At 75.1% G+C, this 25,461-nt stretch carries 28 protein-coding genes and 1 pseudogene; 22 read left to right on the top strand and 7 right to left on the bottom strand.

Annotated elements, in window-relative coordinates:
- Both CRP29_RS09420 and CRP29_RS09415 read left to right on the top strand, forming a co-directional pair.
- The gene (locus CRP29_RS09420) at window positions 1-1,206 is read left to right on the top strand and encodes a sensor histidine kinase (protein WP_097194911.1); all 1,206 of its coding nucleotides are present in this window, start codon (window positions 1-3) and stop codon (window positions 1,204-1,206) included.
- On the top strand, window positions 1,203-1,889 hold the full coding sequence (locus CRP29_RS09415) for a response regulator transcription factor (RefSeq protein WP_097194730.1): 687 nt from the start codon (window positions 1,203-1,205) through the stop codon (window positions 1,887-1,889). The genes CRP29_RS09420 and CRP29_RS09415 overlap by 4 nt, the downstream gene beginning before the upstream one ends.
- Window positions 1,890-1,899: 10 nt before the next feature.
- Here the strand turns inward: CRP29_RS09415 and CRP29_RS09410 are convergent, their stop codons facing one another.
- Together CRP29_RS09410 and CRP29_RS09405 are read right to left on the bottom strand one after the other, a co-directional pair.
- Window positions 1,900-2,088: a DUF3072 domain-containing protein gene (locus CRP29_RS09410; RefSeq protein ID WP_097194729.1), complete on the bottom strand. Its 189-nt coding sequence runs from the start codon at window positions 2,086-2,088 to the stop codon at window positions 1,900-1,902.
- 10 nt (window positions 2,089-2,098) lie between these two features.
- On the bottom strand, window positions 2,099-2,320 hold the full coding sequence (locus CRP29_RS09405) for a hypothetical protein (RefSeq protein WP_097194728.1): 222 nt from the start codon (window positions 2,318-2,320) through the stop codon (window positions 2,099-2,101).
- 81 nt (window positions 2,321-2,401) lie between these two features.
- On the opposite strand from CRP29_RS09405, the pseudogene CRP29_RS09400 reads away from it, so the two are divergent.
- Window positions 2,402-3,340: pseudogene (locus CRP29_RS09400) on the top strand (helix-turn-helix domain-containing protein); the annotation flags it as partial.
- A gap of 21 nt (window positions 3,341-3,361) precedes the next feature.
- Here CRP29_RS09400 and CRP29_RS09395 read toward each other — a convergent pair.
- A complete protein-coding gene (locus CRP29_RS09395; protein WP_245852675.1) occupies window positions 3,362-4,189 on the bottom strand; it encodes a DUF3109 family protein in 828 nt (275 codons plus the stop codon).
- Between the two features lie 40 nt (window positions 4,190-4,229).
- On the opposite strand from CRP29_RS09395, the gene CRP29_RS09390 reads away from it, so the two are divergent.
- Both CRP29_RS09390 and CRP29_RS09385 read left to right on the top strand, forming a co-directional pair.
- Window positions 4,230-5,174 (top strand): Ppx/GppA family phosphatase, encoded by a 945-nt coding sequence (locus tag CRP29_RS09390; protein WP_097194726.1) that lies wholly within the window; start codon window positions 4,230-4,232, stop codon window positions 5,172-5,174.
- Window positions 5,174-6,094, top strand: a complete 921-nt coding sequence (locus CRP29_RS09385) for a hypothetical protein (RefSeq protein ID WP_097194725.1) — start codon at window positions 5,174-5,176, stop codon at window positions 6,092-6,094. Before CRP29_RS09390 ends, CRP29_RS09385 begins: the two co-directional genes overlap by 1 nt.
- A gap of 22 nt (window positions 6,095-6,116) precedes the next feature.
- Here CRP29_RS09385 and CRP29_RS09380 read toward each other — a convergent pair whose 3' ends face one another.
- A complete protein-coding gene (locus tag CRP29_RS09380) occupies window positions 6,117-6,689 on the bottom strand; it encodes a type 1 glutamine amidotransferase domain-containing protein (protein ID WP_097194724.1) in 573 nt (190 codons plus the stop codon).
- Between the two features lie 57 nt (window positions 6,690-6,746).
- On the opposite strand from CRP29_RS09380, the gene CRP29_RS09375 reads away from it, so the two are divergent.
- The 6 genes from CRP29_RS09375 to CRP29_RS09350 all read left to right on the top strand — a co-directional run bounded on the left by CRP29_RS09375 (window position 6,747) and on the right by CRP29_RS09350 (window position 11,416).
- Window positions 6,747-7,535: a hypothetical protein gene (locus CRP29_RS09375; protein WP_097194723.1), complete on the top strand. Its 789-nt coding sequence runs from the start codon at window positions 6,747-6,749 to the stop codon at window positions 7,533-7,535.
- Window positions 7,532-8,350, top strand: coding sequence for a pyrroline-5-carboxylate reductase (proC, locus tag CRP29_RS09370; RefSeq protein ID WP_217991509.1), 819 nt, complete (start codon window positions 7,532-7,534; stop codon window positions 8,348-8,350). Before CRP29_RS09375 ends, proC begins: the two co-directional genes overlap by 4 nt.
- A 341-nt stretch (window positions 8,351-8,691) precedes the next feature.
- Window positions 8,692-9,033, top strand: a complete 342-nt coding sequence (locus tag CRP29_RS22680; protein WP_176522885.1) for a helix-turn-helix domain-containing protein — start codon at window positions 8,692-8,694, stop codon at window positions 9,031-9,033.
- A 266-nt stretch (window positions 9,034-9,299) separates the two neighbouring features.
- Entirely contained in the window at window positions 9,300-9,398 is a 99-nt protein-coding gene (locus CRP29_RS09360) for a 30S ribosomal protein bS22 (RefSeq protein WP_012854759.1), read from the top strand.
- A 10-nt stretch (window positions 9,399-9,408) separates the two neighbouring features.
- Window positions 9,409-10,515 carry an NAD-dependent epimerase/dehydratase family protein gene (locus CRP29_RS09355; RefSeq protein ID WP_097194722.1) on the top strand — a complete coding sequence of 369 codons (1,107 nt, stop codon included), beginning with the start codon at window positions 9,409-9,411 and terminating at the stop codon, window positions 10,513-10,515.
- Window positions 10,508-11,416: a lysophospholipid acyltransferase family protein gene (locus CRP29_RS09350; RefSeq protein WP_097194721.1), complete on the top strand. Its 909-nt coding sequence runs from the start codon at window positions 10,508-10,510 to the stop codon at window positions 11,414-11,416. The genes CRP29_RS09355 and CRP29_RS09350 overlap by 8 nt, the downstream gene beginning before the upstream one ends.
- A 95-nt stretch (window positions 11,417-11,511) precedes the next feature.
- On the opposite strand, the gene CRP29_RS09345 is transcribed toward CRP29_RS09350, so the two are convergent.
- From CRP29_RS09345 to CRP29_RS09335, 3 genes are all read right to left on the bottom strand, one after another.
- Window positions 11,512-12,435, bottom strand: coding sequence for an HAD family hydrolase (locus CRP29_RS09345; RefSeq protein ID WP_245852673.1), 924 nt, complete (start codon window positions 12,433-12,435; stop codon window positions 11,512-11,514).
- Between the two features lie 93 nt (window positions 12,436-12,528).
- Window positions 12,529-13,677, bottom strand: coding sequence for a DUF5667 domain-containing protein (locus CRP29_RS09340; protein WP_097194720.1), 1,149 nt, complete (start codon window positions 13,675-13,677; stop codon window positions 12,529-12,531).
- 109 nt (window positions 13,678-13,786) lie between these two features.
- Window positions 13,787-14,548 (bottom strand): sigma-70 family RNA polymerase sigma factor, encoded by a 762-nt coding sequence (locus tag CRP29_RS09335; RefSeq protein WP_097194719.1) that lies wholly within the window; start codon window positions 14,546-14,548, stop codon window positions 13,787-13,789.
- Window positions 14,549-14,738: 190 nt separating this feature from the next.
- Between CRP29_RS09335 and CRP29_RS09330 the strand changes: the two genes are divergently transcribed.
- From CRP29_RS09330 to CRP29_RS09280, 11 genes are all read left to right on the top strand, one after another.
- Entirely contained in the window at window positions 14,739-16,307 is a 1,569-nt protein-coding gene (locus tag CRP29_RS09330) for an AMP-binding protein (RefSeq protein ID WP_245852671.1), read from the top strand.
- Window positions 16,300-16,551: a glutaredoxin family protein gene (locus CRP29_RS09325; RefSeq protein ID WP_097194718.1), complete on the top strand. Its 252-nt coding sequence runs from the start codon at window positions 16,300-16,302 to the stop codon at window positions 16,549-16,551. The genes CRP29_RS09330 and CRP29_RS09325 overlap by 8 nt, the downstream gene beginning before the upstream one ends.
- A gap of 273 nt (window positions 16,552-16,824) precedes the next feature.
- Window positions 16,825-17,499: a redox-sensing transcriptional repressor Rex gene (locus CRP29_RS09320; protein ID WP_176522884.1), complete on the top strand. Its 675-nt coding sequence runs from the start codon at window positions 16,825-16,827 to the stop codon at window positions 17,497-17,499.
- Window positions 17,496-18,860 (top strand): glutamyl-tRNA reductase, encoded by a 1,365-nt coding sequence (locus tag CRP29_RS09315; protein WP_097194717.1) that lies wholly within the window; start codon window positions 17,496-17,498, stop codon window positions 18,858-18,860. Before CRP29_RS09320 ends, CRP29_RS09315 begins: the two co-directional genes overlap by 4 nt.
- Window positions 18,857-19,828, top strand: a complete 972-nt coding sequence (gene hemC, locus CRP29_RS09310; RefSeq protein WP_097194716.1) for a hydroxymethylbilane synthase — start codon at window positions 18,857-18,859, stop codon at window positions 19,826-19,828. The genes CRP29_RS09315 and hemC overlap by 4 nt, the downstream gene beginning before the upstream one ends.
- 73 nt (window positions 19,829-19,901) lie before the next feature.
- The gene (locus CRP29_RS09305) at window positions 19,902-21,446 is read left to right on the top strand and encodes a bifunctional uroporphyrinogen-III C-methyltransferase/uroporphyrinogen-III synthase (RefSeq protein WP_097194715.1); all 1,545 of its coding nucleotides are present in this window, start codon (window positions 19,902-19,904) and stop codon (window positions 21,444-21,446) included.
- Window positions 21,443-22,447, top strand: coding sequence for a porphobilinogen synthase (gene hemB / locus CRP29_RS09300; protein WP_097194714.1), 1,005 nt, complete (start codon window positions 21,443-21,445; stop codon window positions 22,445-22,447). The genes CRP29_RS09305 and hemB overlap by 4 nt, the downstream gene beginning before the upstream one ends.
- 1 nt (window position 22,448) lies before the next feature.
- The gene (locus CRP29_RS09295) at window positions 22,449-22,928 is read left to right on the top strand and encodes a hypothetical protein (RefSeq protein ID WP_097194713.1); all 480 of its coding nucleotides are present in this window, start codon (window positions 22,449-22,451) and stop codon (window positions 22,926-22,928) included.
- On the top strand, window positions 22,925-24,256 hold the full coding sequence (gene hemL, locus CRP29_RS09290) for a glutamate-1-semialdehyde 2,1-aminomutase (RefSeq protein WP_097194712.1): 1,332 nt from the start codon (window positions 22,925-22,927) through the stop codon (window positions 24,254-24,256). The genes CRP29_RS09295 and hemL overlap by 4 nt, the downstream gene beginning before the upstream one ends.
- Window positions 24,253-24,888, top strand: coding sequence for a histidine phosphatase family protein (locus tag CRP29_RS09285; RefSeq protein WP_097194711.1), 636 nt, complete (start codon window positions 24,253-24,255; stop codon window positions 24,886-24,888). The genes hemL and CRP29_RS09285 overlap by 4 nt, the downstream gene beginning before the upstream one ends.
- Complete coding sequence (locus tag CRP29_RS09280) at window positions 24,885-25,460, top strand: TlpA family protein disulfide reductase (protein ID WP_097194710.1); 576 nt, start codon at window positions 24,885-24,887, stop codon at window positions 25,458-25,460. Before CRP29_RS09285 ends, CRP29_RS09280 begins: the two co-directional genes overlap by 4 nt.
- Window position 25,461 lies beyond the last annotated feature (1 nt).

Here is a 25,461-nt window from a genome sequence, read left to right as displayed (position 1 = left end):
GTGAGTCCGCTGGTCGCCCTCGTGGTGGGCCTCGCCCTGGGTGGGGCCGTGGCCCTCACTCTCGTGCTCGGCTCCCGGCGCACCTTCAACGGGTCGGGTCCCGACGCCGCCGCCGTGCCGCTGCCGGAGGCGGCGATGGCCCGCCGGCTGCTGGACCTCATGGATCCGGCGGTCCTCGTCGTCGACGCCGACGACGCCGTGCTGCTGGCCAATCCGGCCGCCCGCGCGCTGGGCATCGTGCGCGGCACCCGGCTGCTGGTGCCCGAGCTGCTCGAGCTGGCGCACGCGGTGCGCGGCGGTGGCGGCCGGCGCACCGACGTCCGGCTGCCGGGCAGCCTGGTCGGTGCCGGCCCCCGGATGATGGGCGTGCACGGGGTGCGGCTCGACAGCGGCACCGCGCCACCGCCCGGCCCCGTCGCCCTCGTCCTGGAGGACGTCACCGAGGCCCGCCGCACGGAGGCGGTGCGCCGCGACTTCGTCGCCAACGTCGGCCACGAGCTGAAGACGCCGGTCGGCGCGCTCGCCCTGCTCGCGGAGGCGATCGAGGGCGCGGCCGACGACCCCGAGGCGGTGCAGCGCTTCGCCGGCCGCATCGCGCTCGAGGCCGACCGGCTGGGCCGGCTGGTGCGCGAGCTCATCGACCTCTCCCGGCTGCAGGGCGGTGAGCCGCTGCCGGATCTCGCGCCGGTGCCGGTCGACCGCGTGCTGGCCGAGGCCGTCGACCGCACCCGCACCGCGGCGCGGGCCAAGCAGCTGGACATCGCCGTCGGCGGGCAGCAGGGCCTGGTGGTGCGCGGGGTGGAGAGCCAGCTGGCCACCGCTGTGACGAATCTGCTGGCCAACGCGGTCGCCTACAGCACGGGGAAGTCACGCATCGCCGTCGCGGCCCGTGCCCGCTCGGGCTTCGCCGAGATCGCCGTGACCGACAGCGGCATCGGCATCCCCCGCCAGGACCGGCAGCGGGTGTTCGAGCGCTTCTACCGGGTCGACCAGTCCCGTGCCAGCAGCACCGGCGGCACCGGCCTGGGCCTGGCCATCGTCAAGCACGTCGCGAGCAACCACGGCGGTTCGGTGACCGTCTGGAGCGAGGAGGGGCTGGGCTCGACGTTCACGCTCCGCATCCCGCTCGCCGCCGTGCCCCCACCCCCTGCTGCACCTCCCGGCGGCGAGATCGTCGCCGCCGACCCCGGAAAGGGGGCCGCATGACCCGCGTGCTGGTCGTCGAGGACGAGGAGTCCTTCTCCGACGCGCTCTCCTACATGCTGCGCCGGGAGGGGTTCGATGCCGTCGTGGCCTCGACCGGTCCGGACGCGCTCGCCGAGTTCGACCGCGGCGGAGCCGACATCGTGCTGCTCGACCTGATGCTGCCCGGGCTGCCGGGCACGGAGGTGTGCCGCCAGCTGCGCGCCCGCAGCGGCGTGCCGATCATCATGCTGACCGCCAAGGACAGCGAGATCGACAAGGTCGTCGGCCTGGAACTGGGCGCCGACGACTACGTCACCAAGCCCTACTCGGCCCGCGAGCTGGTCGCCCGCATCCGGGCGGTGCTCCGGCGCCGGGGCGAGTCGGTCGAGGCGGTGTCGGCGGACGCCGTGCTCGAGGCCGGGCCGGTCCGGATGGACGTCGAGCGGCACGTCGTCGCCATGGACGGTGCACAGGTCCCCCTCCCGCTGAAGGAGTTCGACCTGCTCGAGCTGCTGCTGCGCAACGCCGGCCGGGTGCTGACCCGCGCCCAGCTGATCGACCGGGTGTGGGGCTCGGACTACGTCGGCGACACCAAGACCCTCGACGTCCACGTCAAGCGGTTGCGGGCGAAGCTCGAGCCCGACCCCGCCAACCCGAAGTACCTGCTGACCGTGCGCGGCCTCGGCTACAAGTTCGAGGCCTGACCGGCAGGCGTCAGTTCTTGAGGTCGTCGATCTTCTGCGAGGCCTCGGCCTTGGTGAGGTCCTCCGGCACGTCCTCGTCGGTGCCCCGGGCGAGGGTCTCCAGGTAGCTCTTCTGCGCCCCGGTGGCCGGCTCGTCGCCGGTCACCCAGTCGGACGGGTCCTTCTCCAGCGTCGGGTCCTGCGGCTGCGATTCGCTCATGTGTTCGATGCTAGGCCGAGGTGAGCTCGACCGCCCGCCGGACGGCGACCTCCACGGCGCGGGCCCGGCGGGCCTCGTCCAGCCGGCGTCCGGTGCGGTGCACGTGCTCCTGACCGCAGGCCGGGCAGGTGACGGTGACGGCGATGGAGTCCGGGTGGTTGGCGATCGAGCGGACGGCGTCGAGCGAGGCCAGTTCCCGGTTCCCGGTGACGGTGCAGGTGATCATCAACATGCGGTCAGCCTGCTCGGGCGGGGTCCTGCGGACGAGTGGCAGGACTGACCGCGGACGCAGGTTTTCTGCCATGATCCCGCCATGAGCCTCCCCGACCGGCCCCTGGTGGTCAGCACGGTCGTCGCCGACGGGCTGATCGGCAGCTTCGGCCTCGGCGTCTGCCACGAGGTGTTCGCCTACGACCGGCAGCACCTCGGCCTGCCCCGGTTCGACTTCGCCGTCGTCGCCGAGACCCCCGGCATCCTGCGCACCGACACCGGTCTCGGCGTCCTCGTCGAGCACGGCCTGGACCGCCTCGAGCGGTCGGACATCGTGCTGATCACCGCGTGGGAACTGTTCGACCACGTCCCGTCCGACGCGCTGCTCGACGCGCTGCGAGCCGCGCACGCCCGGGGCGCGATGCTCATCAGCCACTGCACCGGCGTCTTCGTCCTGGCCGCCGCGGGGCTGCTGGAGGGCCTGCGGGTGACCACGCACTGGCGGTGGGCCGGCGAGCTCGCCGCGCGCTTCCCGGAGCTCGACGTGGACGCGGGCGTGCTCTACGTGGACAACGGGACGATCCTCACCGGCGCGGGCACCGCCGCCGGCGTGGACACCCTGCTGCACCTCGTGCGCCGGGAGTGGGGCGCCGCCGCCTCGAACGCGCTGGCCCGCGAGATGGTCGTTCCGCCGCACCGCGACGGCGGGCAGGCCCAGTTCATCGACGCGCCGGTCGCCCGCTGCGAGGACGACCTCCTCGGCGTCGTCCTGGAGTGGGCCAGTGCCCACCTGGCCGACGACCTGAGCGTCGACATCCTGGCCCGCCGCGCGCTGATGAGCCCGCGCACGTTCGCCCGGCGCTTCAAGGCGACGACGGGGACGACGCCGCACGCCTGGCTGCTCGGGCAGCGGCTGTCGGCCGCCGAGACCCTGCTGGAGGAGACCGATGCCCCGGTCGAGGAGATCGCCCGGCTCGTCGGTTTCGGCACCGCGGCGGGGCTGCGCGAGCAGTTCGCCCGCCGGCGGGGGGTCTCCCCGCGCGCCTACCGGCAGACCTTCCGGTCAGCCGGGCCGGCGCCGGTGCAGCTGGACGGGCGTCGCGCCGGGCCGGGGGGTGGGGGCCGGGCTCGCGGGGTGGGGGGCGATCAGGCCCTGGTCGAGGCGCAGCTCGGCCAGCCGGCGTAGCTCCGCGTAGGCGGAGGCGCCGAGCAGCGCGGTGAGCTCTGCGGCGTAGGTCTCGACCAGCGGTTCGGGGGAGACGTGCGCGGCGGGAGCGCCGGTGCACCACCAGTGCAGATCGTGCCCGCCCGCGCCCCAGCCGCGGCGGTCGAACTCGCCCACCGAGTCCACCAGGACCCGCGTGCCGTCGGGGCGCTCGACGTGCTCCTGCTCCCGGCGCACCGGCAGCTGCCAGCAGACGTCGGGCTTGGTGGTCAGCGGGTGCACGCCTGCGCGCAGCGCGCTCCGGTGCAGGGCGCACCCGCTCCCGCCCGGGAACCCCGGCCGGTTGAGGAAGACGCACGCGCCGTCGACCACGCGGGTCCGCAGCGAGCGGACGCCGTCCTCGGCGTCGTCCGAGCTGTCCTCCTCGGTCCAGTTGCTGCGACCGACGGGGGCCAGCTGCCAGTCCTCGTCCCCGAGGTCGGCGACGGCGGTGGTGACGCGCGCCAGGTCGTCCTCGTCGGTGAAGAACGCGCCGTGGCTGCAGCAGCCGTCGTCCGGCCGGCCCTCGACGACGCCGGCGCACCCGCGGCCGTAGACGCACGTCCACGCCGACGTCAGCCAGGTCAGGTCGGCGCGGACGACGTGGTCCGGGTCGGCCGGGTCGGTGAACTCCACGAACTCCCGCGGAAAGTCGAGGTCGACCTCGGGGGGTGGGTCGTCCGGCACCCGCCCAGCCTAGGGCGGCCGTCCCCGGCAGACTGGGCGCATGCGGCTGGGAGTGCTCGACGTCGGTTCCAACACCGTCCACCTGCTCGTCGTCGACGCGCACCGCGGTGCCCACCCGACGCCGATGCACGACGACCGGTGGGCGGTGCGGCTGGCCGAGCACGTCGGGCCGGACGACGTGCTGTCGCGCGTGGGGGAGAAGGCCCTGCTGGAGTCGGTGCAGGAGGCCTGCGACCAGGCCGAGAAGCAGGGCTGCGACGACTTCATGGCGCTGGCCACGTCGGCGATCCGCGAGGCACGGAACGGCGAGGAGGTGCTGGACCGCATCCGGCAGTCCACCGGCGTGGAGCTCCAGGTGCTCACCGGCGAGGACGAGGCGCGGCTGACCTTCCTGGCGGTCCGCCGCTGGTTCGGCTGGAGCGCCGGCCGGCTGCTGGTGCTGGACATCGGAGGCGGCTCGCTGGAGCTGGCCGTCGGCATCGACGAGCTGCCCGACGTGGCCGTCTCCCTGCCGCTGGGCGCGGGACGCATGACCCGGCGCTTCCTGCCCGAGGCGCTCTCCGGGGGGCGTCCCGACCTCGACGCGCTCGCGGCGCTGGACGAGCACGCGGCCACGCTGCTGGAGCCGGCGGTGGCGCGACTGCAGGCGGCCGGCCCGCCCGACCTCGTGGCCGCCACGAGCAAGACCTTCCGGACCCTGGCGCGGCTCAGCGGGGCGGCGCCGTCGTCGGCCGGGATCCGGGTGCCGCGCCGGCTGACGGCGACCGGTCTGGACCAGGTGGTGCGGTTCGTCTCCCGCATCGAGTCCAGCGCGCTGGCCGAGCTGCCGGGCGTCTCGGCGACGCGTGCGCACCAGGTTCCCGCAGGAGCGGCTGTCGCTGCCGCCTCCATGCGCCTGCTGGACGTACCGTTCGTCCGTATCTGCCCGTGGGCGCTGCGCGAAGGCGTGATCCTGCGCAGGCTGGACTCGTTGGAAGGGGCGTGATGGCCGAGACGGACTGGAACCCCGACACGGGAGGGCGGCCGCTCGCGGAGATCCTCCGCGAGGCGGGCATCGACACCTCCCGGGCGGCCCGCCGTCGCCGGTGGGACGAGCCCGACGAGGCGCCCGTCGTCCGTCAGCGCCGTCCCGACGCCGAGCCGCCGGCCGACCGGCCGGCCTTCGGCCGCCGCAGGAGCGACGCCGAGGTGGCCGCAGCGACCGGATCGGGGGCCACCCGCGCGGGCACGGCGCGCGCCGGAGCGCTCCAGGCCGGCCCGTCGCGGAGCGGGTCCGGTGCCGGCTTCCCGCCCGTCCGGCCGTCGGAGGACCGGCGGGCCGTGGCCGGCCCCTCGACCGCCGCCATCCCGAATGTCCGGCCGGACCGCGCGCCGGCCGTGCCGCAGCCCTCCGCGCCGCACCCCTCCGCTCCGCTGCCCGACATCCCGCTGGGTGCCCTGCGCGGCGACCGCGCCACCGGTCGCGTCGCCGACCGGGACACCGGCCGGGTCACCGGGCGGGACACCGGTCGCGTCACCGACCGTGGCGTCCGGCCCGGGCAGCGCTCCGGACCCCGCGACGAGCACTCCCACACGGGCCCGATCCCCGTCGTCCGGGCCCATGACGTCGACGACCTCGACGAGGACGCCAGCCCGCTCGCCTGGCTGCGGTTCGTCGGTGAGCTCGTCATCGCACTGGCCGCGGGGGTCGGCGTCTTCTTCGCCGCCACGCTGCTGTGGGAGATGGCCCCCTACGTCGCGCTGCTGCTGGTCCCCCTCGCCGTGACCGGCCTGGTCGCCGGCGTGGGCCTGTGGCGGCAGCGGCAGGGGGCCGAGCCGGTCGGCCCGCGCCTGCTGGCGCTCCTCGTGCTCGCCGGCACGCTGCTCACCATCGTCCCCGCGGCCCAGTTGCTCGCCGCGAGCTGAGCGCGCGCGGCGAGCCGGCGGCTCAGGCCGTCGCGTCGGTCGAGGAGCCGTCCCGCGCGGCCGCGAACTCCTCCACGATCGCCGCCCCGAAGGCGTCCAGGTCGTCGGGCTTGCGGCTGGTGATCAGGTTGCCGTCGACGACGACCTCCTCGTCCACCCAGGTGGCGCCGGCGTTGCGCAGGTCGGTCTGCAGCGAGGGCCAGGAGGTCATCCTCCGCCCCGTGACGACCTCGGCCTCGACGAGGACCCACGGTGCGTGGCAGATCGCCGCCACCGGCTTGCCCGCCTCGAAGAACGCCTTCACGAACGCCACCGCATCGGCGTCGGCGCGCACGAAGTCGCCGTTGATGACCCCGCCCGGCAGCACCAGGCCCGCGTAGTCGTCGGGGTCGGCGTCGGCGACCGTGGTGTCGACCTTCTTCGTGTCGCCCTTGTCGATGTGGTCGTAGGCGGTGATCGACCCCGGCGCCAGCGACACCAGCTCCGGCTCCGCCCCGGCCTCCTCCAGCGCCTGCCACGGCCGGTCGAGCTCGACCTGCTCGACGCCGTCGGTCGCCAGGACCGCCACCTTCATCCCGTCCAGTTCTCCTGCCATGAGGCCGCGCTACCCGGGGCCCCGACGGCACACACACCGGCGCACTACGGTTCGACCGTGTCCGTCCCTCCCCGCCCCGACGTGCGGCGCCTGGTCGAGGCGCCGCTGCTCGGCCGGCTGCTCGCCGGGCGTCTGGTCGCCGGTCCGCGGCCCGCGGACGGGCTGCGCGTGGCCGCCGGCCTGGCCGACGCGGGCAGCGCCGTCGCGGTGGAGCACCGGCCGGGCGCGGGGGACGACGCGGACGAGGAGTTCGCCGCGCTCCTCGCGGGGGTGCCGTCCGCCGGGCCGCTGGGGAACCGGCGCACCTTCGCCGGGTCCTGCGCTCTGCGCACTTTCGCCGAGTCCTGCGAACTGACCCTGCCGGTGGACCGGCTCGACGAGGCCCGGGCACTGGGCGCCGGCGCCGCCGCGGCCGGGCTCGGCCTCGCGCTCGAGGGGAGCGCCGGGCGCGTGGAGGCGCTGCTGCCCGATCTGCCGTCGGCGCGGGTCGTCGTCGGATCGGAGGAAAGGGGCGCCGAGACGAGGTGCCGCGCGCTCGCCGGCGGGCGGGTGCGGCTCCGGGCGGGCCGCGGCCGCGGGGCGCGGCTGGCGTTCGTGCGCTGCCTGGACGTCCTGATGGCCGGCGCGGGCGAACCCGCCGTCGCCACGAGCGATCTCCGCCTGATCGCCATCACCGGAGAACGGGCGGCCTGGCACGGCCGCTCGTCCGAGAGCTGGGAGCACGTCATGCCCTGGGGAATCCGAACCGCCGAGCAGCAGCGGCTCGCCGCGGCCGGCAGCACGGTGCGCATCGCCGTCCCGTCCGGTCGCGGTGCCGTGGCCGCGATCCCGGGGAGCCTGCGGTGAGCGCCCCGGTGCGGCGCGGCCTGGCCGTGATCGGTGGCGGCCGGATCGGGGAGGCGCTGCTGGCCGGGCTGGTCCGGCGCAGCGGCCCGGCGGACGTCGTCGTCTGCGAGCGCAGCGAGGAGCGTGCGGCGGAACTGGCCGACCGCTACGGCGTCGAGGTCGTGGACCTGGCCGGAGCGGCGTCCCGGGCGCGCGTCCTGCTCCTGGCGGTGAAGCCGCAGGACATCGCCACCCCGCTGGGGTTGCTCGCCGGGCACGTGGACGCCGACCACCTCGTGGTGTCGGTGGCCGCCGGCGTGACCACGGCCCGCATCGAGGCGGCCCTGCCCCCCGGCGTGCCCGTCGTACGGGTCATGCCCAACACCCCGGCGCTGGTCGAAGAGGGGATGAGCGTCCTCTCTGCCGGAGCGCACGCCAGCGAGGCCGACCTGGACGAGGCCGAGGGGCTGCTGTCCGCGGTCGGCCAGGTGCGCCGGGTGCCCGAGGCGCAGCAGGATGCCGTCACGGCGCTGTCCGGCAGCGGGCCGGCCTACTTCTTCTACCTCGTCGAGGCGATGGTGGACGCCGGGGTGGCGCTGGGGGTCCCCCGCGAGCTGGCCGGCGACCTGATGGTGCAGACGGCGCTGGGTGCGGCGGTGATGATGCGCGACTCCGGCCAGGACCCGGTCGCGTTACGGGCCGCGGTGAGCAGCCCGAACGGGACGACGGTCGCCGCGATCGAGGAGCTCGACCGGCACGACGTCCGGGGCGCCATGGCGGCGGCGATGGCGGCCGCGCACGCGCGCTCGGTGGAGCTGGGCGGTCCGCAGGGCTGAGGCGTGCGGTACCGGTGGCCGGGCCGGGACGACGGTGACCGATGTGCCACCTGTCGCCTCGTCGTACTCACTCCGAGCGAGCGGGCGAGCACACTAGCGGCTGACTGTCGACAAATCGAGTACGCAGAGTCGTGTCTTTGTCACACGGTCGTGTGACGCGCCGATCCACTTGTCGATCGGTCGACATAGGTGCACATCTGCCCAGGACGGATCGGTCCGTCTGTTCGATTCATCCATCGCTCCAGTCACGCTGGCCCCTTACGCTCAGTGTCAGTTCATGCGTGTTCAGTTGCCGGTGGGGAAGCCGGCGCCACGATGTGGACCAGGTAGCGGAGACGAAAATGACCATGCCCCAGCGCCACGCAGCCACCGTCGTCCGACCGGGTGTCCCCGGGCAGCGCCCGATGGGCCGCCCGATGCAGGCCTCGGCCGTCGCCCGTCCCGTGCCCGCCGCCCACCCGGCCGCCATGCCGATCGGCCGCCCGAGCGTCCCGGCCCCCCGCGCCGCCGTCACCTTCCTGACCGTCGCCGAGGTCGCCGCGATGATGCGCGTCTCCAAGATGACCGTGTACCGCCTCGTCCACGCCGGTGACCTCTCCGCCGTCCGCGTCGGCCGTTCCTTCCGCGTCCCGGAGCGCGCCGTGCAGGACTACCTGCGCGACGCGTACACCGACATCGCCTGAGAGGGACGCGCGGCGACAACGGCGTCGCCTGGGAGCAGTGCGCGCGCCGAGTGGGCCCGGAGGGTCCGCGCAGGCGTGACGGGCTCGCTCCATCCGACGGGAGAGGGCACGTGGGCGCGGTGTCACCCGGAGGGTGACCATGTCGTCGCGTCCCCCGACAGCGCCGTCGGGGTTCCGGCCGGTACGCTCGGTCGCCGGGCGACACCGGGGCCGAGCCCCGCTGTCGCGTATGGGCTGATCATCTGCGACGAAGTCGGGAGCACCACGTGGGTTCTGTCATCAAGAAGCGGCGCAAGCGGATGGCCAAGAAGAAGCACCGCAAGCTGCTGAAGAAGACGCGCGTCCAGCGACGCAACAAGAAGTGAGCTGACGCTCGTGCCGCCCGCGGTCGTCCTCGTCACCGGTGTGAGCCGGTGGCTGGGCGGAGCGCTGGCGGCCGAGCTCGCGGCCGACCCCGCCATCGGGCGGGTGATCGGGGTGGACAGCGTGCCACCGTCGCCGGCCATGCTGCGCCGGCTCGGGCGCACCGAGTTCGTGCGGGCCGACATCCGCAACCCCCTGATCGGCAAGGTCATCTCGGCGGCGTCCGTGGACACCGTCGTGCACATGAACATCAGCTCCACCCCGGCCGGTGCGGGCGGGCGCACGCCGATGAAGGAACTCAACGTCATCGGCACGATGCAGCTGCTCGCCGCCTGCCAGGCCGCACCGTCGGTCCGGCGGTTCGTGCTCAAGTCGACGAGCGCGGTCTACGGCGCCTCGTCGCGCGACCCCGCGGTCTTCACCGAGAAGATGCAGGCCCGTCAGGTGCCCTCCGGCGGCTTCGCCAAGGACAGCGTCGACATCGAGGGCTACGTGCGCTCCTTCGGGCGGCGCCGGCCCGACGTCGACGTCGCGGTGCTCCGGTTCACCAACTTCATCGGTCCGCGGATCGACTCCCTGCTGACCGGCTTCCTGCGCATGCCCGTCGTCCCGACGGCGCTGGGCTACGACGCCCGCGTCCAGCTGCTGCACGAGGACGACGCCCTGGCGGTCCTCGTCCGCGCCACCACGGGCGAGTTCGTCGGCACGGTGAACGTCGGGGGCGAGGGGACGCTGCTGCTCTCCCAGGCCATCCGCCGGCTGGGCCGCCTCGAGGTGCCGCTGCCCACCCCCGCGCTGGGCTCGGTGGGCCGGGTCTCGCGCCGCTTCGGCTTCGTCGACTACTCACCCGAGCAGATGCGCTTCCTCAACTTCGGCCGCGTCGTCGACACGACGGTGCTGCGGACCGAGTTCGGCCTGGTCCCGCGCTACACGACCAGCGAGGCGCTGGCCGACTACGCCACCACCGTCCCGCCGGTGGTCGCCCCGGGGGTGGTCGAGTCGACCTCCTCCCGGCTGCGCGCGCTGCTCGGGCGGGTCGGCGAGACCGCCGCCGCGGTGGGCGAGCGGCTGCACCCGGCGCCGCCGGCCCCGGGGCTGCGGGCGGTGCGCGATGCCTGAGGCCCGCGTGATCCCGCTGCGGCCCGACGACGACGAGCCGTTCGTCCCGCCGTCCCCACCGCCCGGGTGGGAGGAGCAGCTCGTCGGCGGGCTGGAGTTCCTCCGCCGGCGGGTGACCGGTGAGTACGAGACCGACGAGTTCGGCTTCGACCCCGACCTGACCGACCACGTCCTGCTGCCGATCCTGCGGCCGTTCTTCGAGAAGTGGTTCCGGGTCGAGACCCTGGGCCTGGAGAACGTGCCGGCCACCGGTGGCGGGCTCGTGGTGGCGAACCACTCCGGCACCATCCCGGTCGACGCGCTGATGACGACGGTCGCCCTGCACGACGAGCACCCGGCCCGTCGGCGGCTGCGGCTGCTGGGTGCGGACCTCGTCTTCGAACTGCCGTTCTTCGGATCGATGTCGCGCAAGCTCGGCACCACGCTGGCCTGCAACGAGGACGCCGAGCGGCTCCTGACCGAGGGCGAGCTCGTCGGCGTCTTCCCCGAGGGCTTCAAGGGCGTCGGCAAGCCGTTCTCGGAGCGGTACACGCTGCAGCGCTTCGGCCGGGGCGGCTTCGTCAGCGCGGCGCTGCGCACCGGTGCGCCGATCATCCCGTGCGCGATCGTGGGCGCCGAGGAGATCTACCCGATGCTCGGCAACGCCCGGGTCGCCGCACGGCTGCTCGGGTTGCCGTACTTCCCGATCACCCCGACGTTCCCGCTGCTCGGCCCGCTGGGCCTGGTGCCGCTGCCGTCGAAGTGGCTGATCGCCTTCGGCGAGCCGATCGAGACGGCGTCCTACGGCCCGGACGCCGCCGAGGACCCGATGCTCGTGTTCAACCTGACCGATCAGGTGCGCGAGAACATCCAGCAGTCCCTCTACCGCCTGCTCCTGCAGCGCAAGGGCGTCTTCGGCTGAGCCGCGACGAGTGGGGCCGGAGGCTCCCTGACGAGGGGCAGGACGCGCTCGACGCACGGGGGGTACGGCTCCTGACCGCGGTGTGATCCGGAGGATCACCACGGGAACTTGTTGCGCCTCCGCAGGGCGATCGCGCCGCCGGCCAGTCCACCGGAGAGCGCCGCGGCGGCGACCGTGGGGACGCCGATCTTCGCGGCCTTGCGGCCGGTGCGGAAGTCGCGGATCGTCCAGCCGCTGGACTTGGCGACGGCGCGCAGCTCCGTGTCGGGGTTGACCGCCACCGCAGTGCCCACCAGGGACAGCATCGGCAGGTCGTTCGCCGAGTCGCTGTAGGCGGTGCAGCGGGTGAGGTCCAGCCCCTCGCGCTCGGCCAGCGCCAGCACGGCCTCGGCCTTCGCGGGCCCGTGCATGAGCTCGCCGACCAGCCGGCCCGTGTACTGGCCGTCGACGACCTCGGCGACCGTGCCGAGCGCCCCGGTCAGGCCCAGTCGGTGGGCGATGATCGATGCGAGCTCGACCGGCGTCGCGGTCACCAGCCAGACGCGCTGCCCGTTGTCGAGGTGCTGCTGGGCGAGCGCCCGGGTGCCGGCCCAGATCCGGTCGGCCATCAGCTCGTCGTAGATCTCCTCGCTGGCCTGCACGATCTCCGAGACCGGCCGGCCGGCGACGAACGCCAGCGCGTTCTCCCGGATGGTCAGCATGTCGTCGGGGTTGCCCTCGTTGCCGCCGATCCGGAACTTCGCCTGCTGCCAGACGAAGCCCAGCATGTCCCGCGTCGTGAAGTACTTGCGGGCGGCCAGGCCGCGGGCGAACCAGAACAGCGAGGCGCCCATCATCATCGTGTTGTCGACGTCGAAGAACGCGGCCGCGGTGCGATCGGGCTCGACCGCCGGCGGCCCCTCGACCTCGGCGGCCGCGGCGGAAGCGGCGCCGGCCACGGAGGCGCGGGACTCGTCCCCTGCGGCGTCAGCGGGCATCACCGAGAGGTCCTTGCGGCTGCGGAAGGGCAGTCGCGGCACGGGGGTCCTCCCTGCGATCCGGCCCGCCCGGAAAGCGGGACACCGTCGGACGCGACCCTATCGGGGTCGGCCCCGCTCAGCCGAGACGGCTGCTCAGCACCGTCCCACCTGGATCAGCCCGCCGAGGCAGAGCCCCAGCGGCAGCTGCGGGATCGGAACGCCGACCACCGGCGGAGGCGTGGTGGTCACGGGTGCCGGAGGTGCGGGCAGCACGGGGGGCAGCGAGGGCAGCAGCCCGCCCGGAGTGGACGTCCTCGGCGTGGGCGCGCCGGTCACCACCGGAGAGGGCACGGTGCCGGGCGCCGGCCCCCCCGTCGGGCCGGCCGGTGCGCTCGGCGGGAGGACCGGGATGCTGGGGGCGGGCGTCGGAACGGCCTCCGGAGCGGTGCCGCCGGGCGCCGGCCGGACCGGCTCCGGAGCACCGCCCGGCCCTGAGGCTGCGGGCAGGCAGCCCGCGGTCACCGGGCCGAGCCGGTCGGCTCCGGCGGTGACCGGGCCGTTCGGGCAGGCGAGGTCGGTCCGCAGGGCTTCGGCGCGCCGGGTGATCTCGCCGAGCAGCGTCAGGGATCCGTCGACGTCGTCGGCGGCCGGGGCGGGCACCTCGCCGCGCACCGCGCTCAGTCGCACGGACTGCTCGGCGGCCCACCCGGACAGGTCGTCCAGAGGGGCGGCACTGGCGGTGTCGAGCGCTCGCGCCGCGAGCCACGCGGCACCCTCCCGGGTCTGGTCGTCCATCGTCGCGAGCGTGGACTCGGCCCGGCCGGCGTCGCCGTCCAGGTCCCCGAGCTCGTCGAGGCGGGTGCGTGCGAGGTCCAGCAGGACCTGTCCGCGGGAGTCGCCGGCCAGCGCCAGCTGGGTCTGCTCCGTCCCGCGCTTGAGGCCGTAGAGGACGTCACCCGGGCCGGCTCCGGTGGACAGCGCCACCAGCGTCGCCAGCGAGGTCACCGTGAGGGCGGCACCGGCCAGCCCGGCCGTGGCCCGGGTGCGCCAGTGGCCGGCGGGGGCGTCGGACGCGCGCGCGGCCAGGAGCCTGCGCAGCCGGGAGGGGCGGACCGGCTCGGGCGTGCGGACGGCGGCCATCGCGACCAGTCGCTGCCGGGTGGCCGCACGGAACGCCGGGTCGGGCTCCACCTCGAGGTGGGGGGCGAGTTCCTGCAGCATGGTGACGACCTGCGCCGCCGGATCGTCCCCGCGACGGGCAGCACGGCGGGACGGCGCCGCGTTGCTCTCGTGCGTGGTCACGGGGTTCCTCCGGTCGTCCGAGCGTGGCCGCTGGTCGGTGCACTGCCTCGCACACGGCCCAACGACACCGAACGCCGTGAGGTTACGGCGCAGTACCTGATAATCGGAGTCACCGCAACCCGTCCGGGACGAGGCCGGCCAGCCGGCGGACGGCCCGGTGCTGCAGCGCCTTGATCGCGCCGTCCTTCTTCCCCATGATCTCGGCGGTCTCGGACACCGACAGACCGTGGATGAAGCGCAGCACGATGCACTCCTGCTGCTCGCTGCCGAGCTGCTGCACGCAGGCGAGCAGCTCGCGGTTGGTCAGGTGCGCCACGACCGCGTCCTCGGGCCCGTCGGTGGCCCGGTCGGCGTCGCGCATGTCCGCGGTGGCCACCTCCAGCCGGTACCGGCTGCTCTTCACCTGGTCCAGGACGATGTTGCGGGCGATCGTGACCAGCCACGCGCCGACGTCGCGGCCCTGGTAGCTCAGCGAGTCGATGCGACGCAGCGCCCGCACGAAGGTCTCGCTGGTGACGTCCTCGGCCGTGGCCCGGTCACCCACCCGGTTGTAGACGTACCGGAAGACCAGCGTGACGTAGTGGTCGTACAGCTGCCCGAAGGCCTCGGCGTCGCCCTCCTGGGTGCGCCGCACCCAGTCCCACACGTCCGGCCCGTCCTCGGGCGGCGGGGGGGCGGCGGCCTCGACCTGCGCGACGTCCTCGACCGGCGCGTCGTCCTCGATCTCCGCCTCGATGGCCGGCCCGGCGACCTCGTCCGCGAGCCTCTCCGCACTCGCCCGCGGATGCGGCGTGGGCCGCGGCCGCGGCGACGGCCGCGGTCGCCGGACAGCGGCGGGTGCCGGCTGCTCGGCGTCCAGGGGGTGCGGCATGCGGGCGTCGACCTCCTCGTCGGCCCGCGATCCTGGACCGTCTCGTCCCCGGTGCGGCACGGCACGATCCGGCGTGCGAGCTGCGGGGTTCGTCCCATGGTGACAACATCGCCCCAGCCCGTCCACGCCAGCCCGCCGGACGCGCACCGGGATCCGGCGGGAGCGCGAGGCCCGCGCCACCGGAGGAGAAGTGTCGGACCTGGAGGCAGGAAGGTCGCTGGCCGCGCTCGTGCGCGCCGCGGCCCGTCAGCGCCCCGACGCGCCGGCCGTCGTCACGCGTGACGAGCGGCTGACCTGGGAAGAGCTCGACGCGGCGGCCGACGTGGCCGCCGCGGGGTACGCCGCCCGCGGCCTGGCGGTCGGCGACCGGGTCGCGGTCCAGCTGCCCAACGGGCTGCCCTGGCTGCGCGCCGTGCTGGGCGCGTTGCGTGCGGGCCTGGTCGTCGTGCCGGTCAACACCGCGTACACCGAGCCCGAGCTCGAGTACGTGCTCACCGACGCGGGCGCCGCCCTGCTCGTCGCCCCTGCGGAGCGCGACGAGATCGCCGGCGTGCCGGTCTGCCCCGGCGCTCCGGAGGGCGACGGCCCCCCGCCGGCGGTCGCCGACGACCCCGACGCGCTGGCCTTCCTCTGCTACACGAGCGGCACGACCGGCCGCCCGCGCGGCGCGATGCTGACCTCCGGCGCGCTGCGTGCCAACCAGGAGCAGTGCCTGGCGATGGAGCCCCCACCGGTGCGCGCCGACGACCGCGTCCTGCTGGTGCTCCCGCTGTTCCACGTCTACGGGCTGAACGCCGGTTTCGGCCTGGTCGCCGCCACCGGGGCGTGCGCGGTGCTCGAGGAGACCTTCGATCCGCGCGCCACCCTCACCGTCATGGCCGAGGAGCACGTCTCCGCGGTGCCCGGTGCCCCGCCGATGTACCAGGCGTGGCTCGCCGTGGCCGATGCCGTCGGCAGCGACACGTCCCTGCGCCGGGCGTTCGCCGCCGTCCGGCTGGCCTCCTCCGGCGCCGCGCCGCTGCCCGAGGAGGTGTGGACGGCGATGCGCGAGCGAGCGGCGATCACCGTCTGGGAGGGCTACGGGCTGACCGAGGCGGCGCCCGTCGTCGCCAGCACCCTGGTCACCGGCCGGCCCAAGCCGGACTGCATCGGCGGGCCGCTGCCCGGCATCGAGGTGGCGTTGCGCGACACCGCGGACTCCGCGGACCCGGCCGACATCGACACCTCCGCCCCGGACGAACCCCGGGAGGGGGCCGAGGAGGAGGGCCCCGACGACGGGCCGGGCGAGCTCTGGATCCGCGGGCCGAACCTCTTCTCCGGCTACTGGCCGGACGGCGCGGACGGGCCCGACGCCGACGGCTGGCTGGGCACCGGTGACCTCGCCTACCGGGACGCCGACGGTGACCTGCACCTGGTCGACCGGCGCAGCGACCTGATCCTGGTGAGCGGCTTCAACGTCTACCCCGCCGAGGTCGAGCGGGTGCTCGACGCCCACCCGGCGGTCGCCGAGAGCGCGGTCATCGGCGTGCCCGACCCGCGCACGGGCTCCGCGGTGCGTGCGGTCGTGGCCCTGGAGCCGGGGGAGAAGCTCACCTTCGAGGAGCTGCGCGAGCACGCCGCCGGCTCGCTGGCCCGCTACAAGGTGCCCACCTCGGTGCACTTCCTGCCGAGCCTGCCGCACTCGCTCACCGGCAAGGTCAGCCGCGCGCGGCTGCGCGAGCTCGGCCTGACCGGGGCCGATGAGGACCAGGATGACTGAGGGCGCGCCCCGGCTGCGGCTGCTGACCCGGGCCGGGTGCCATCTCTGCGAGGTGGCAGCCGAGACGCTCGAGCGGATCGCCGGCGACGCCGGGCTGCGCACGGAGGCCGTCGACGTGGACGCCGACCCCGAGCTGCAGGCCGAGTTCGGCGACCGGGTGCCGGTCGTGCTGCTGGACGGGCGCGAGCACTCCTACTTCACCGTCGACGTCCCGCGCCTGCGCCGCGACCTCGGGATCGGCTGAACGAGGGCTGAACGGCCGGTGCACGGCGGGCGCCGACGTGGTGTCCGCCACAGCGCCACCCGTTCGGGCCGGTCAGGACGCCGCGGCGCCGTCGGGGACTTTGTTCCTGCGTTCACAAGCGGCTACCGTGACCATCGCAGGCACTCCGGTGCCCGCGACACGCGCTCGTTCCTCGTCGTCCTGTGCCCAGTCGTCCCGTCGTCATTCTGCGTGCTTCGCCCCGCCCGGTCCACACCGGGTCCTCGGGTGCGGCCGCTGTGGGAGAGCCCGTTGATGCAGCCGCGGCCCCGGTCCATCCCGGAGGCCACCGTCGCCCGCTTGGCCGTGTACCTCCGGGTGCTGACCACGCTCGCCGACGGCGGCCGGAGCACCGTCTCCTCCGGTGAGCTCGCCTCGGCCGCGGGGGTCAACCCCGCCGGACTGCGCAAGGACCTCTCCCACCTGGGCCCCTGCGGCGTGCGCGGCGTGGGCTACGACGTCGGCGCGCTGCGCGACCGGCTCACCGGCGTCCTCGGCGTGGGCAGCGCCCGCGCCTGCGTCCTGGTCGGCATCGGCAACCTGGGCTCGGCCCTGGCCGACTACGCCGGCTTCGGCACCCGGGGGTTCGAGTTCGTGGCGCTGTTCGACGCCTCGCCCACCCGGATCGGCCAGCGCATCGGCGACCTGGAGGTGCGCGCCCTCGACGACCTCGAGGACGTCGTCACCGCGACCGGCGCCTCCATCGGGGTCATCACGACACCGGCCGAGGTGGCCCAGTCGGTCTGCGACCGGCTGGCCGCCGCCGGGGTGAGGAGCATCTTGAACTTCGCGCCGGTTCCGCTCGCGGCCCCCGCCGGGGTCGACGTCCGCAAGGTCGACCTGTCGGTGGAGCTCCAGGTGCTGGCCTTCCTGGGCCAGCAGCGGGTGCCCGCGGCTGCCGGCACCGCGAGCGTGGGGGAATCGGCATGAGCCTCCTGGCAGTCGGCATCAGCCACCGGACCGCGCCGGTCGCGCTGCTCGAGCAGTTCGCCATGAGCGACGTCGACCGGGTCAAGGCCCTGCACGAGCTCGTCGACGGCGACCACGTCGCCGAGGCGCTCGTCCTCGCGACCTGCAACCGCATCGAGGTCTTCGCCGAGGTGGAGCGCTTCCACGGCGGCGTCACCGACGTGAGCCGGGTGCTGGCCCGCCAGGCCGGGGCCTCGGTCGAGGAGCTCTCCCCCTACGTCACGGTCCACTACGAGGACCAGGCCGTCACCCACCTGTTCACCGTCGCCGCCGGCCTCGACTCGATGGTCGTCGGAGAGACCCAGGTGCTCGGCCAGCTGCGCGCCGCCTACGCCCTCGCCCGCGAGGAGGGCACCGTCGGGCGGGCCCTGCACCCGATCGCCCAGCGCGCCCTGCGCGTGGGCAAGCGGGTGCACTCCGAGACCGGCATCGACCGGGCCGGCGCCTCGCTGGTGTCCGTCGCGCTGGACCGCGCCGAGGCGCGCATCGGGGACCTCTCCGGCCGCCGGGCGCTCGTCGTCGGCGCCGGGTCGATGGGCGCGCTGGCCGCGACCACGCTGGCCCGCCGCGGCGCCGACGTCGTCATCGGCAGCCGGACCCACGCCTCCGCGCGGCGGCTGGCGACCACGCTCGGTGGCCGCGCGATCGAGCTCGTCCACGCCGACGAGGAGCTCGTGCACGCCGACGTGCTGATCTCCTGCACCGGCGCCTCCGGGATCGTGGTGAGCACCGACGCCGTGGCCATGGCGATGCAGCGCCGCGGGGGCCGTCCCATGGCCGTGGTCGATCTCGCGCTGCCCCGCGACGTGGACCCGGGTGTGGCCGCGCTGCCGGGCGTGCACGTCGTCGACCTCGCCCTGCTCCAGGGCGAGCGCGTCGCCGCCCGCGGGTCCGGCGACGGCTCCCTCGGCCCGGTCGCCGCCGACGACATCTCCACCGCGCACGCGATGATCGAGGCCGAGACGACGCTGCTGCGCGCCGAGCAGCAGGCCGCCGCCGTCGCCCCCACGGTCTCGGCCCTGCGCACCCAGGCCGCCGAGGTCGTCGACGCCGAGCTGCTCCGGCTCTCCACCCGCCTGCCCGACCTCGACCCCCGCTCGCGGCAGGAGATCGCCCGCACCGTCCGGCGGGTCGTGGACAAGCTGCTGCACGAGCCGACCGTCCGGGTGAAGGAACTGGCCGCCGTACCCGGCGGCACCGACTACGCCGGCGCGCTGCGTGCGCTGTTCGGCCTGGGCATCGACGCCGACGTCGCGAGCGAGGTCGCCAGCCTGGCCGACGCCGTCACCGTCGACCCCGAGCGCGCCGGAGGTGCGGCGTGACCACCCTCAGCGCCCCCGCCGAGAAGAGCACCGCCGTCCTCCGGCTGGGCACCCGCGCCAGCGCGCTGGCGCACACCCAGTCGCAGGGCGTGGCCGACGCCATCACCGCCGCCACCGGTCATCCGGTGGAGCTGGTGCACATCACCACCGAGGGCGACCGGTCGCAGGCCGCGATCGCGTCGATGGGCACCACGGGCGTCTTCGTGACCGCGCTGCGCGACGCGCTCCTGGCCGGCGAGATCGACCTGGCGGTGCACAGCTACAAGGACCTGCCGACCGCGCCCGCGCCCGGCCTGATCCTCGCCGCCGTCCCGCCCCGCGAGGACCCGCGCGACGCGCTGATCGCCCGTGACGGCCTCACCCTCGGCGAGCTGCCCGCGGGCTCGAAGGTCGGCACCGGCGCCCCCCGCCGTGTCGCCCAGCTGCGGGCCCTCGGGCTCGGCCTGGAGATCGTGCCGATCCGCGGCAACGTCGACACCCGGCTGGGCCGGGTCGCCGGCTCCGCGACGGGCCCGGGCGACCTCGACGCCGTCGTCCTCGCGCGGGCCGGGCTGTCCCGGCTCGGCCGGGCCGGCGAGATCACCGAGACCCTCGACCCGCTGCAGGTGCTGCCCGCGCCGGCGCAGGGCGCGCTCGCCGTCGAGTGCCGCACCAGCGACGCCCGCACCCGCGAGCTGCTCGGCCGGCTCGAGGACTCGCGCACCCGCGCCTGCGTCCTCGCCGAGCGGACGACGCTGGCCACGCTCGAGGCCGGCTGCAGCGCCCCCGTGGCCGCCTACGCCGAGGTGGCCGAGGGCGAGGACGGCCCCGAACTGTTCCTGCGCGCCTCGGTGACCGCGATCGACGGCAGCGACGGCGTCCGCGGCTCTTCCACCGGCCCGCTCGCCGACGCCGCGGCCCTGGGCCGCGCGCTCGCCGAGGAACTGCTCGACCGCGGCGCGGTCGAGCTCATGGCGATCACCTCGTGATCGCGCGCTCGACCACGCCGAACCCCCAGAACCCAGCAACAAAGGCCCTCAGGGCCAGGATCAGGAGCACGCGATGACGCGCTTCCGCAAGACCGTCGGCAGCACCGGCCGGGTCGTCTTCGTCGGCGCCGGACCGGGTGACCCCGGCATGCTGACCGCACGCGCCACCGCGGCGATCGCCGAGGCCGCTCAGGTCCTCGTCGACGTCGACGTACCGGTCGCCGTCCAGGACGCCGTCCGCGGGATCAACCCCGCGGCCGAGCTCGTCCCGGTGAGCGGTGAGCCGGCCGAGATCGCCAAGTCGGCCGTCACGGCCGCCAAGGGCGGCGCGGTGATCGTCCGGCTGGTCGCCGGCGACCCCTACACCGACGACGCCGCCGTCAAGGAGGTGCTCGCCGTCGGCCGCACCTCCATCGGCTTCGACGTGGTGCCCGGCGTCGCGCCGGCCACCGCGGTGCCCGCCTTCGCGGGCGTCGCCCCGGGCAGCACCGCGCTCACCGCCGACCTGCGCAGCGGGGTGGACCTGGCCGCGCTGGCCGCGGCCACCGCGACGACCGGCGGCACCCTGGTGCTGCGGGCCACCGTCGAGGAACTCCCCGACGCCGCGGCCCGACTGGTCGAGGGCGGCCTGTCCGGCAGCACGCCCGTCGTCGTCACCACCGGCGGCTCGTCGACGGCGCAGAAGAGCGTCGTCTCGAAGCTGACGGCCGTCGCCGAGAAGGCGGCCGGGCTGGACTCGTTCACCGGCCCGCTCGTGGTGACCATCGGTGCGGCCGTCGACAAGCGCGCCCGGATGTCGTGGTGGGAGAGCCGCCCGCTGTTCGGCTGGCGCGTGCTGGTGCCCCGCACCAAGGACCAGGCCGGCGAGATGAGCGACCGGCTGCGCGCCTACGGCGCCGTCCCGGTCGAGGTGCCGACCATCGCCGTCGAGCCGCCGCGCAGCCCCGCGCAGATGGACCGCGCGGTCAAGGGCCTGGTCACCGGCCGGTACGGCTGGATCGTCTTCACCTCGGTGAACGCGGTGAAGGCCGTGCGCGAGAAGTTCGCCGAGCTGGGCCTGGACGCCCGCGCCTTCGCCGGCGTCAAGGTCGGCTGCGTGGGCGAGCAGACCGCCGACGCGGTGCGCGCGTTCGGCATCCAGCCCGAGCTGGTGCCGAACGGCGAGCAGTCCAGCCAGGGCCTGCTGGCCGAGTTCCCCGACTACGACGACGTGCTGGACCCCATCAACCGGGTGCTCCTGCCGCACGCCGACATCGCCACCGAGGTGCTCGCCGCCGGGCTGGTGGAGCGCGGCTGGGAGGTCGACGACGTCACCGCCTACCGCACCGTCCGTGCCGCTCCGCCGGCCGCGTCGGTCCGCGAGGCGATCAAGGGCGGCGGCTTCGACGCCGTCTGCTTCACCTCGTCGAGCACCGTGCGCAACCTGGTCGGCATCGCCGGCAAGCCGCACGCCAAGACCGTCGTCGCCGTGATCGGCCCCGCCACGGCCGCCAGCGCGCAGGAGTTCGGCCTGCGCGTCGACGTGCAGCCCGAGACGGCCGCCGTCGCCCCGCTGGTCGACGCCCTGGCCGAGTACGCCCTGTCGCTCCGCGAGTCGGAGGACGGCGAGGGCAAGTGACCGACCGTGCAGGCGGCGCCGCTCCCGGGTTCGCCCGGGGGCGGCGGCTCCGGTCGACGCCCGCGCTGCGGCGCCTCACCGCGCAGACCCGGGTGGCCCCGGCCGACCTGGTGCTGCCGGTGTTCGTCAAGCAGGACCTCGCCGAGCCGGTGCCGATCGGCTCGATGCCCGGCGTCGTCCAGCACTCGCTGGACTCGGTGCGCAAGGCCGCGCACGAGGCGGCCGAGGCCGGCATCGGCGGGCTGATGCTGTTCGGCATCCCGGCCGAGAAGGACGCGGTCGGCTCGCAGGCCGACGCCGCCGACGGCATCGTGAACGTCGCGCTGCAGCAGCTCCGGGCCGACCTGGGTGACGAGCTGGTGCTCATGGCCGACCTCTGCCTGTGCGAGTACACCGACCACGGGCACTGCGGCGTCGTGACGCCGGCGGGCGTCGTCGACAACGACCCGACGCTCGACCGGTACGCGGCGGTGGCCATCGCGCAGGCGCAGGCCGGCGCCCACCTGGTCGCGCCCAGCGGGATGATGGACGGGCAGGTCGCGGCCATCCGCGCCGGGCTGGACAGCGCCGCGTTTTCCGAGATCCCGATCCTGGCCTACGCGGCCAAGTACGCCTCGGGGTTCTACGGCCCGTTCCGCGAGGCGGCCGAGGGCGCACCGCAGTTCGGCGACCGCTCGACCTACCAGATGGACCCGCCCAATGCCGCCGAGGCGCTGCGCGAGGTGGCGCAGGACCTGGCCGAGGGTGCCGACGCCGTCATGGTCAAGCCGGCGCTGCCCTACCTGGACATCGTCCGCCAGGTCGCCGACGCGGTCTCCGTGCCGGTCGCGGCGTACCAGGTGAGCGGCGAGTACGCGATGGTCGAGGCCGCCGCGGCGAACGGCTGGATCGACCGCGAGCGGGCGATCCTCGAGACGCTGGTCGCCATCCGCCGCGCCGGTGCCGGCCAGGTGCTCACCTACTGGGCGGTCGAGGCCGCCCGCTGGCTGGCCCGCGGCTGACATGACCTACGTCGAGCCCGGGGGCTCCTGGCGACCGTTCTGGATCGTCGCCGGGGCCCTCGGGCTCTTCGCCGTCCTCGACCTGGCGCTGCCGGGCCCCGACGTCCCGCCGTGGCTGTGGGCGCTCACGGTGGTCACCGTCCTCGGGGCGGTCGGGGTCGGCTGCCTCTCGGCCCGCCGGGTCTGGACGGTGCGGGTGGACGGCGACGGCCTCGCGGTCGGCCCCGACGTCGTCCCGCTGGCCGACGTCGACGTCGCGCACCTGGCGGCCGTCGAGGGCGGCGTGGACGCCGGCGCCCCGGTGATGGGCGGCGGCTGGACGCTCCCGCCCGGCCGGTCGGGGCTGCCGCTGCGGGTGCGCGACGGGCGCACCGTGCTGGTGCCGACGCGGGATCCGGCGGCTCTGCGCGCGGCCCTGCTCGCGGCTGTGTCCGACGCCTCCGACGGGCACCCAGGAAGAGAAGGGACACTGGGGTCGTGACCTCGCCGGACAGCCCGCCCTACCCCTACGAGGCCCCGCGCTCCGCGGAGCTCTTCGCCCGCGGCCGCGCCGTCACCCCCGGCGGGGTGAACTCACCCGTCCGCGCCTTCCAGGCCGTCGGGGGCACCCCGCGGTTCATGGTCGAGGGGTCCGGTCCCTGGATCACCGACGCCGACGGGCGGCGCTACGTCGACCTGGTCGGCTCCTGGGGCCCGCTGCTCCTCGGGCACGCGCACCCCGCCGTCGTCGAGGCCGTCACCGCCGCCGCGCGCCGCGGCCTGACGTTCGGGGCGCCCACCGAGGGCGAGGTGGACCTGGCCGAGGAGATCCGCGCGCGGGTCGCCCCGGCGCAGCGCGTCCGGCTGGTGAACTCCGGCACCGAGGCGGTGCTGTCGGCGGTCCGCCTGGCGCGCGGCGTGACCGGCCGCCCGCTGGTCGTGAAGTTCGCCGGCAACTACCACGGCCACGTCGACTCGCTGCTGGCCTCGGCCGGCTCCGGGGTGGCCACCCTCGGCCTGCCGGACACCCCCGGCGTCACGACCGGGGCGGCCGCGGACACCGTGGTACTGCCCTACAACGACGTCGCCGCCGTCGAGGCCGTGTTTGCCGAGCGCGGCGCGCAGATCGCCTGCGTCATCAGCGAGGCGGCCGCCGGCAACATGGGTGTCGTCCCGCCGGAGCCCGGCTTCAACGCCGCACTCCGCCGGATCACCGCCGCGCACGGCGCGCTGCTGATCCTCGACGAGGTCATGACCGGCTTCCGGGTGTCGCGGTCGGGCTGGTACGGCCTCGACCCGGTCGACGCCGACCTGTTCACCTTCGGCAAGGTCATGGGCGGTGGGCTGCCCGCGGCGGCGTTCGGCGGCCGCGCCGACCTGATGGAGCACCTCGCGCCGGCCGGGCCGGTCTACCAGGCGGGCACGCTGTCGGGGAACCCGGTCGCCGTCGCCGCCGGGCTGACCACGCTGCGGCACTGCACCGACGAGGTCTACGCGCACTGCGACGAGGTCGCCGCGATGCTCCGCGGCGCGGCGAGTGCCGCGCTGTTCTCGGCCGGGGTGCCGCACCGGGTGCAGCAGGCCGGCAACATGTTCTCGATCTTCTTCGTGCCGGACGAGCGGCAGGTGCGCAACTACGACGACGCCCGCAGCCAGGACGCCTTCCGGTACACGGCCTTCTTCCACGCGATGCTCGCCCGCGGGGTCTACCTGCCGCCGTCGGCGTTCGAGTCGTGGTTCGTCAACGCGCAGCTCGCAGGCGTAGCCCTCGAGCGCGTGCTCGAGGCGCTGCCGGCCGCCGCCCGCGCCGCCGCGGAGGCCACCCCGTGAGCGAGACGACGACGGTGCACCTGCTGCGGCACGGCGAGGTGCACAACCCGGGCAAGGTGCTCTACGGCCGGCTGCCCGGGTTCCGGCTCTCCGCGACGGGTGAGGCGATGGCGGTCGCGGCGGCGGAGTGGTTCGCCGGGCACGACGTCACCCACCTGGTCTCCAGCCCGCTGGAGCGCGCCCAGCAGACCGCCGGCCCGCTCGCCGAGGCGACCGGCCTGCCGATCGGCACCGACGACCGGCTGATCGAGGCCGGCAACGCCTTCGAGGGCATGGTCGTCGGCGGCGCCGGCGGCGTCTTCCGGGCGCCGCGGAACTGGTGGAAGCTGCGCAACCCGTTCCAGCCCTCGTGGGGCGAGCCCTACGTGGAGATCGCCGCCCGGATGCTCGGCGCGGTCGAGGCCGCGCGGGACGCCGCCCGCGGGCACGAGGCCGTCCTGGTCAGCCACCAGCTGCCGATCTGGACGATGCGGTTGCACCTCGAGGGCCGCAGCTACCTCCACGACCCGCGCCGCCGCGAGTGCGCGCTGGCCAGCGTGACCTCGGTGACCTACGACGGCGACCGGTTCGCCGGCGTCACCTACGCCGAGCCCGCCGGCGCCACCCCCTCCGACGCGGTGGCGGGCGCATGAGGCGGCTCCTCCTGGCCCTGGCCGCCGTGGCGCTCGCGCTCACCGGCTGCACCACCGGTGACGGCGCGGTGGACGTCAACAACGGGGGCGAGTTCCGGTTCGTCGAGGGCACCCCGCGCGGGGAGGTCATCCCCGCCGACGACCGGGCCACCGCGCCGGAGTTCTCCGGCACCCTGCTGGACGGTGCGGAGTTCTCCTCCACCGAGCTGGCCGGCGACGTCGCGGTGATCAACTTCTGGGGTTCCTGGTGCGCGCCCTGCCGGGTGGAGTCGCCGGAGTTCCAGGAGGTCTACGCCGAGGTCCGCGACCGGGGCGTGCAGTTCCTCGGGATCAACGTCAAGGACACCGACCAGCTCGCGCGCGCCTTCGAGGAGAACTTCGGCATCGAGTTCCCGTCGCTGGACGACCCGCGCGGCGAGGTGGCCCTGGCGTTCCGGGACTACCCGGCCAGCGCCATCCCCTCCACCATCGTGCTGGACCGGCAGAGCCGGGTCGCCGTCGTGTACACCGGCGCGGTGCGGCAGGACGACCTGCGCGGCGTCCTCGACCTGCTGATGGCGGAGGAGGGCTGAC

The organism is Blastococcus aggregatus (genome assembly GCF_900221005.1).
GTDB classification, from domain to species: domain Bacteria; phylum Actinomycetota; class Actinomycetes; order Mycobacteriales; family Geodermatophilaceae; genus Blastococcus; species Blastococcus aggregatus.
This window is presented reverse-complemented; position numbering and strand designations above follow the sequence as displayed.

What these genes read in the sequence shown, in the direction of transcription:
- CRP29_RS09410 (WP_097194729.1), bottom strand. Translation starts at nt 2,088, where the DNA reads ATGAGCGAATCGCAGCCGCAGGACCCGACGCTGGAGAAGGACCCGTCC.
- CRP29_RS09390 (WP_097194726.1), top strand. Translation starts at nt 4,230, where the DNA reads ATGCGGCTGGGAGTGCTCGACGTCGGTTCCAACACCGTCCACCTGCTC.
- CRP29_RS09315 (WP_097194717.1), top strand. Translation starts at nt 17,496, where the DNA reads ATGAGCCTCCTGGCAGTCGGCATCAGCCACCGGACCGCGCCGGTCGCG.
- CRP29_RS09280 (WP_097194710.1), top strand. Translation starts at nt 24,885, where the DNA reads ATGAGGCGGCTCCTCCTGGCCCTGGCCGCCGTGGCGCTCGCGCTCACC.
- CRP29_RS09415 (WP_097194730.1), top strand. Translation starts at nt 1,203, where the DNA reads ATGACCCGCGTGCTGGTCGTCGAGGACGAGGAGTCCTTCTCCGACGCG.
- CRP29_RS09305 (WP_097194715.1), top strand. Translation starts at nt 19,902, where the DNA reads ATGACGCGCTTCCGCAAGACCGTCGGCAGCACCGGCCGGGTCGTCTTC.
- CRP29_RS09335 (WP_097194719.1), bottom strand. Translation starts at nt 14,548, where the DNA reads ATGCCGCACCCCCTGGACGCCGAGCAGCCGGCACCCGCCGCTGTCCGG.
- CRP29_RS09325 (WP_097194718.1), top strand. Translation starts at nt 16,300, where the DNA reads ATGACTGAGGGCGCGCCCCGGCTGCGGCTGCTGACCCGGGCCGGGTGC.
- CRP29_RS09350 (WP_097194721.1), top strand. Translation starts at nt 10,508, where the DNA reads ATGCCTGAGGCCCGCGTGATCCCGCTGCGGCCCGACGACGACGAGCCG.
- CRP29_RS09405 (WP_097194728.1), bottom strand. Translation starts at nt 2,320, where the DNA reads ATGTTGATGATCACCTGCACCGTCACCGGGAACCGGGAACTGGCCTCG.
- CRP29_RS22680 (WP_176522885.1), top strand. Translation starts at nt 8,692, where the DNA reads ATGACCATGCCCCAGCGCCACGCAGCCACCGTCGTCCGACCGGGTGTC.
- CRP29_RS09295 (WP_097194713.1), top strand. Translation starts at nt 22,449, where the DNA reads ATGACCTACGTCGAGCCCGGGGGCTCCTGGCGACCGTTCTGGATCGTC.
- CRP29_RS09320 (WP_176522884.1), top strand. Translation starts at nt 16,825, where the DNA reads ATGCAGCCGCGGCCCCGGTCCATCCCGGAGGCCACCGTCGCCCGCTTG.
- CRP29_RS09380 (WP_097194724.1), bottom strand. Translation starts at nt 6,689, where the DNA reads ATGGCAGGAGAACTGGACGGGATGAAGGTGGCGGTCCTGGCGACCGAC.
- CRP29_RS09385 (WP_097194725.1), top strand. Translation starts at nt 5,174, where the DNA reads ATGGCCGAGACGGACTGGAACCCCGACACGGGAGGGCGGCCGCTCGCG.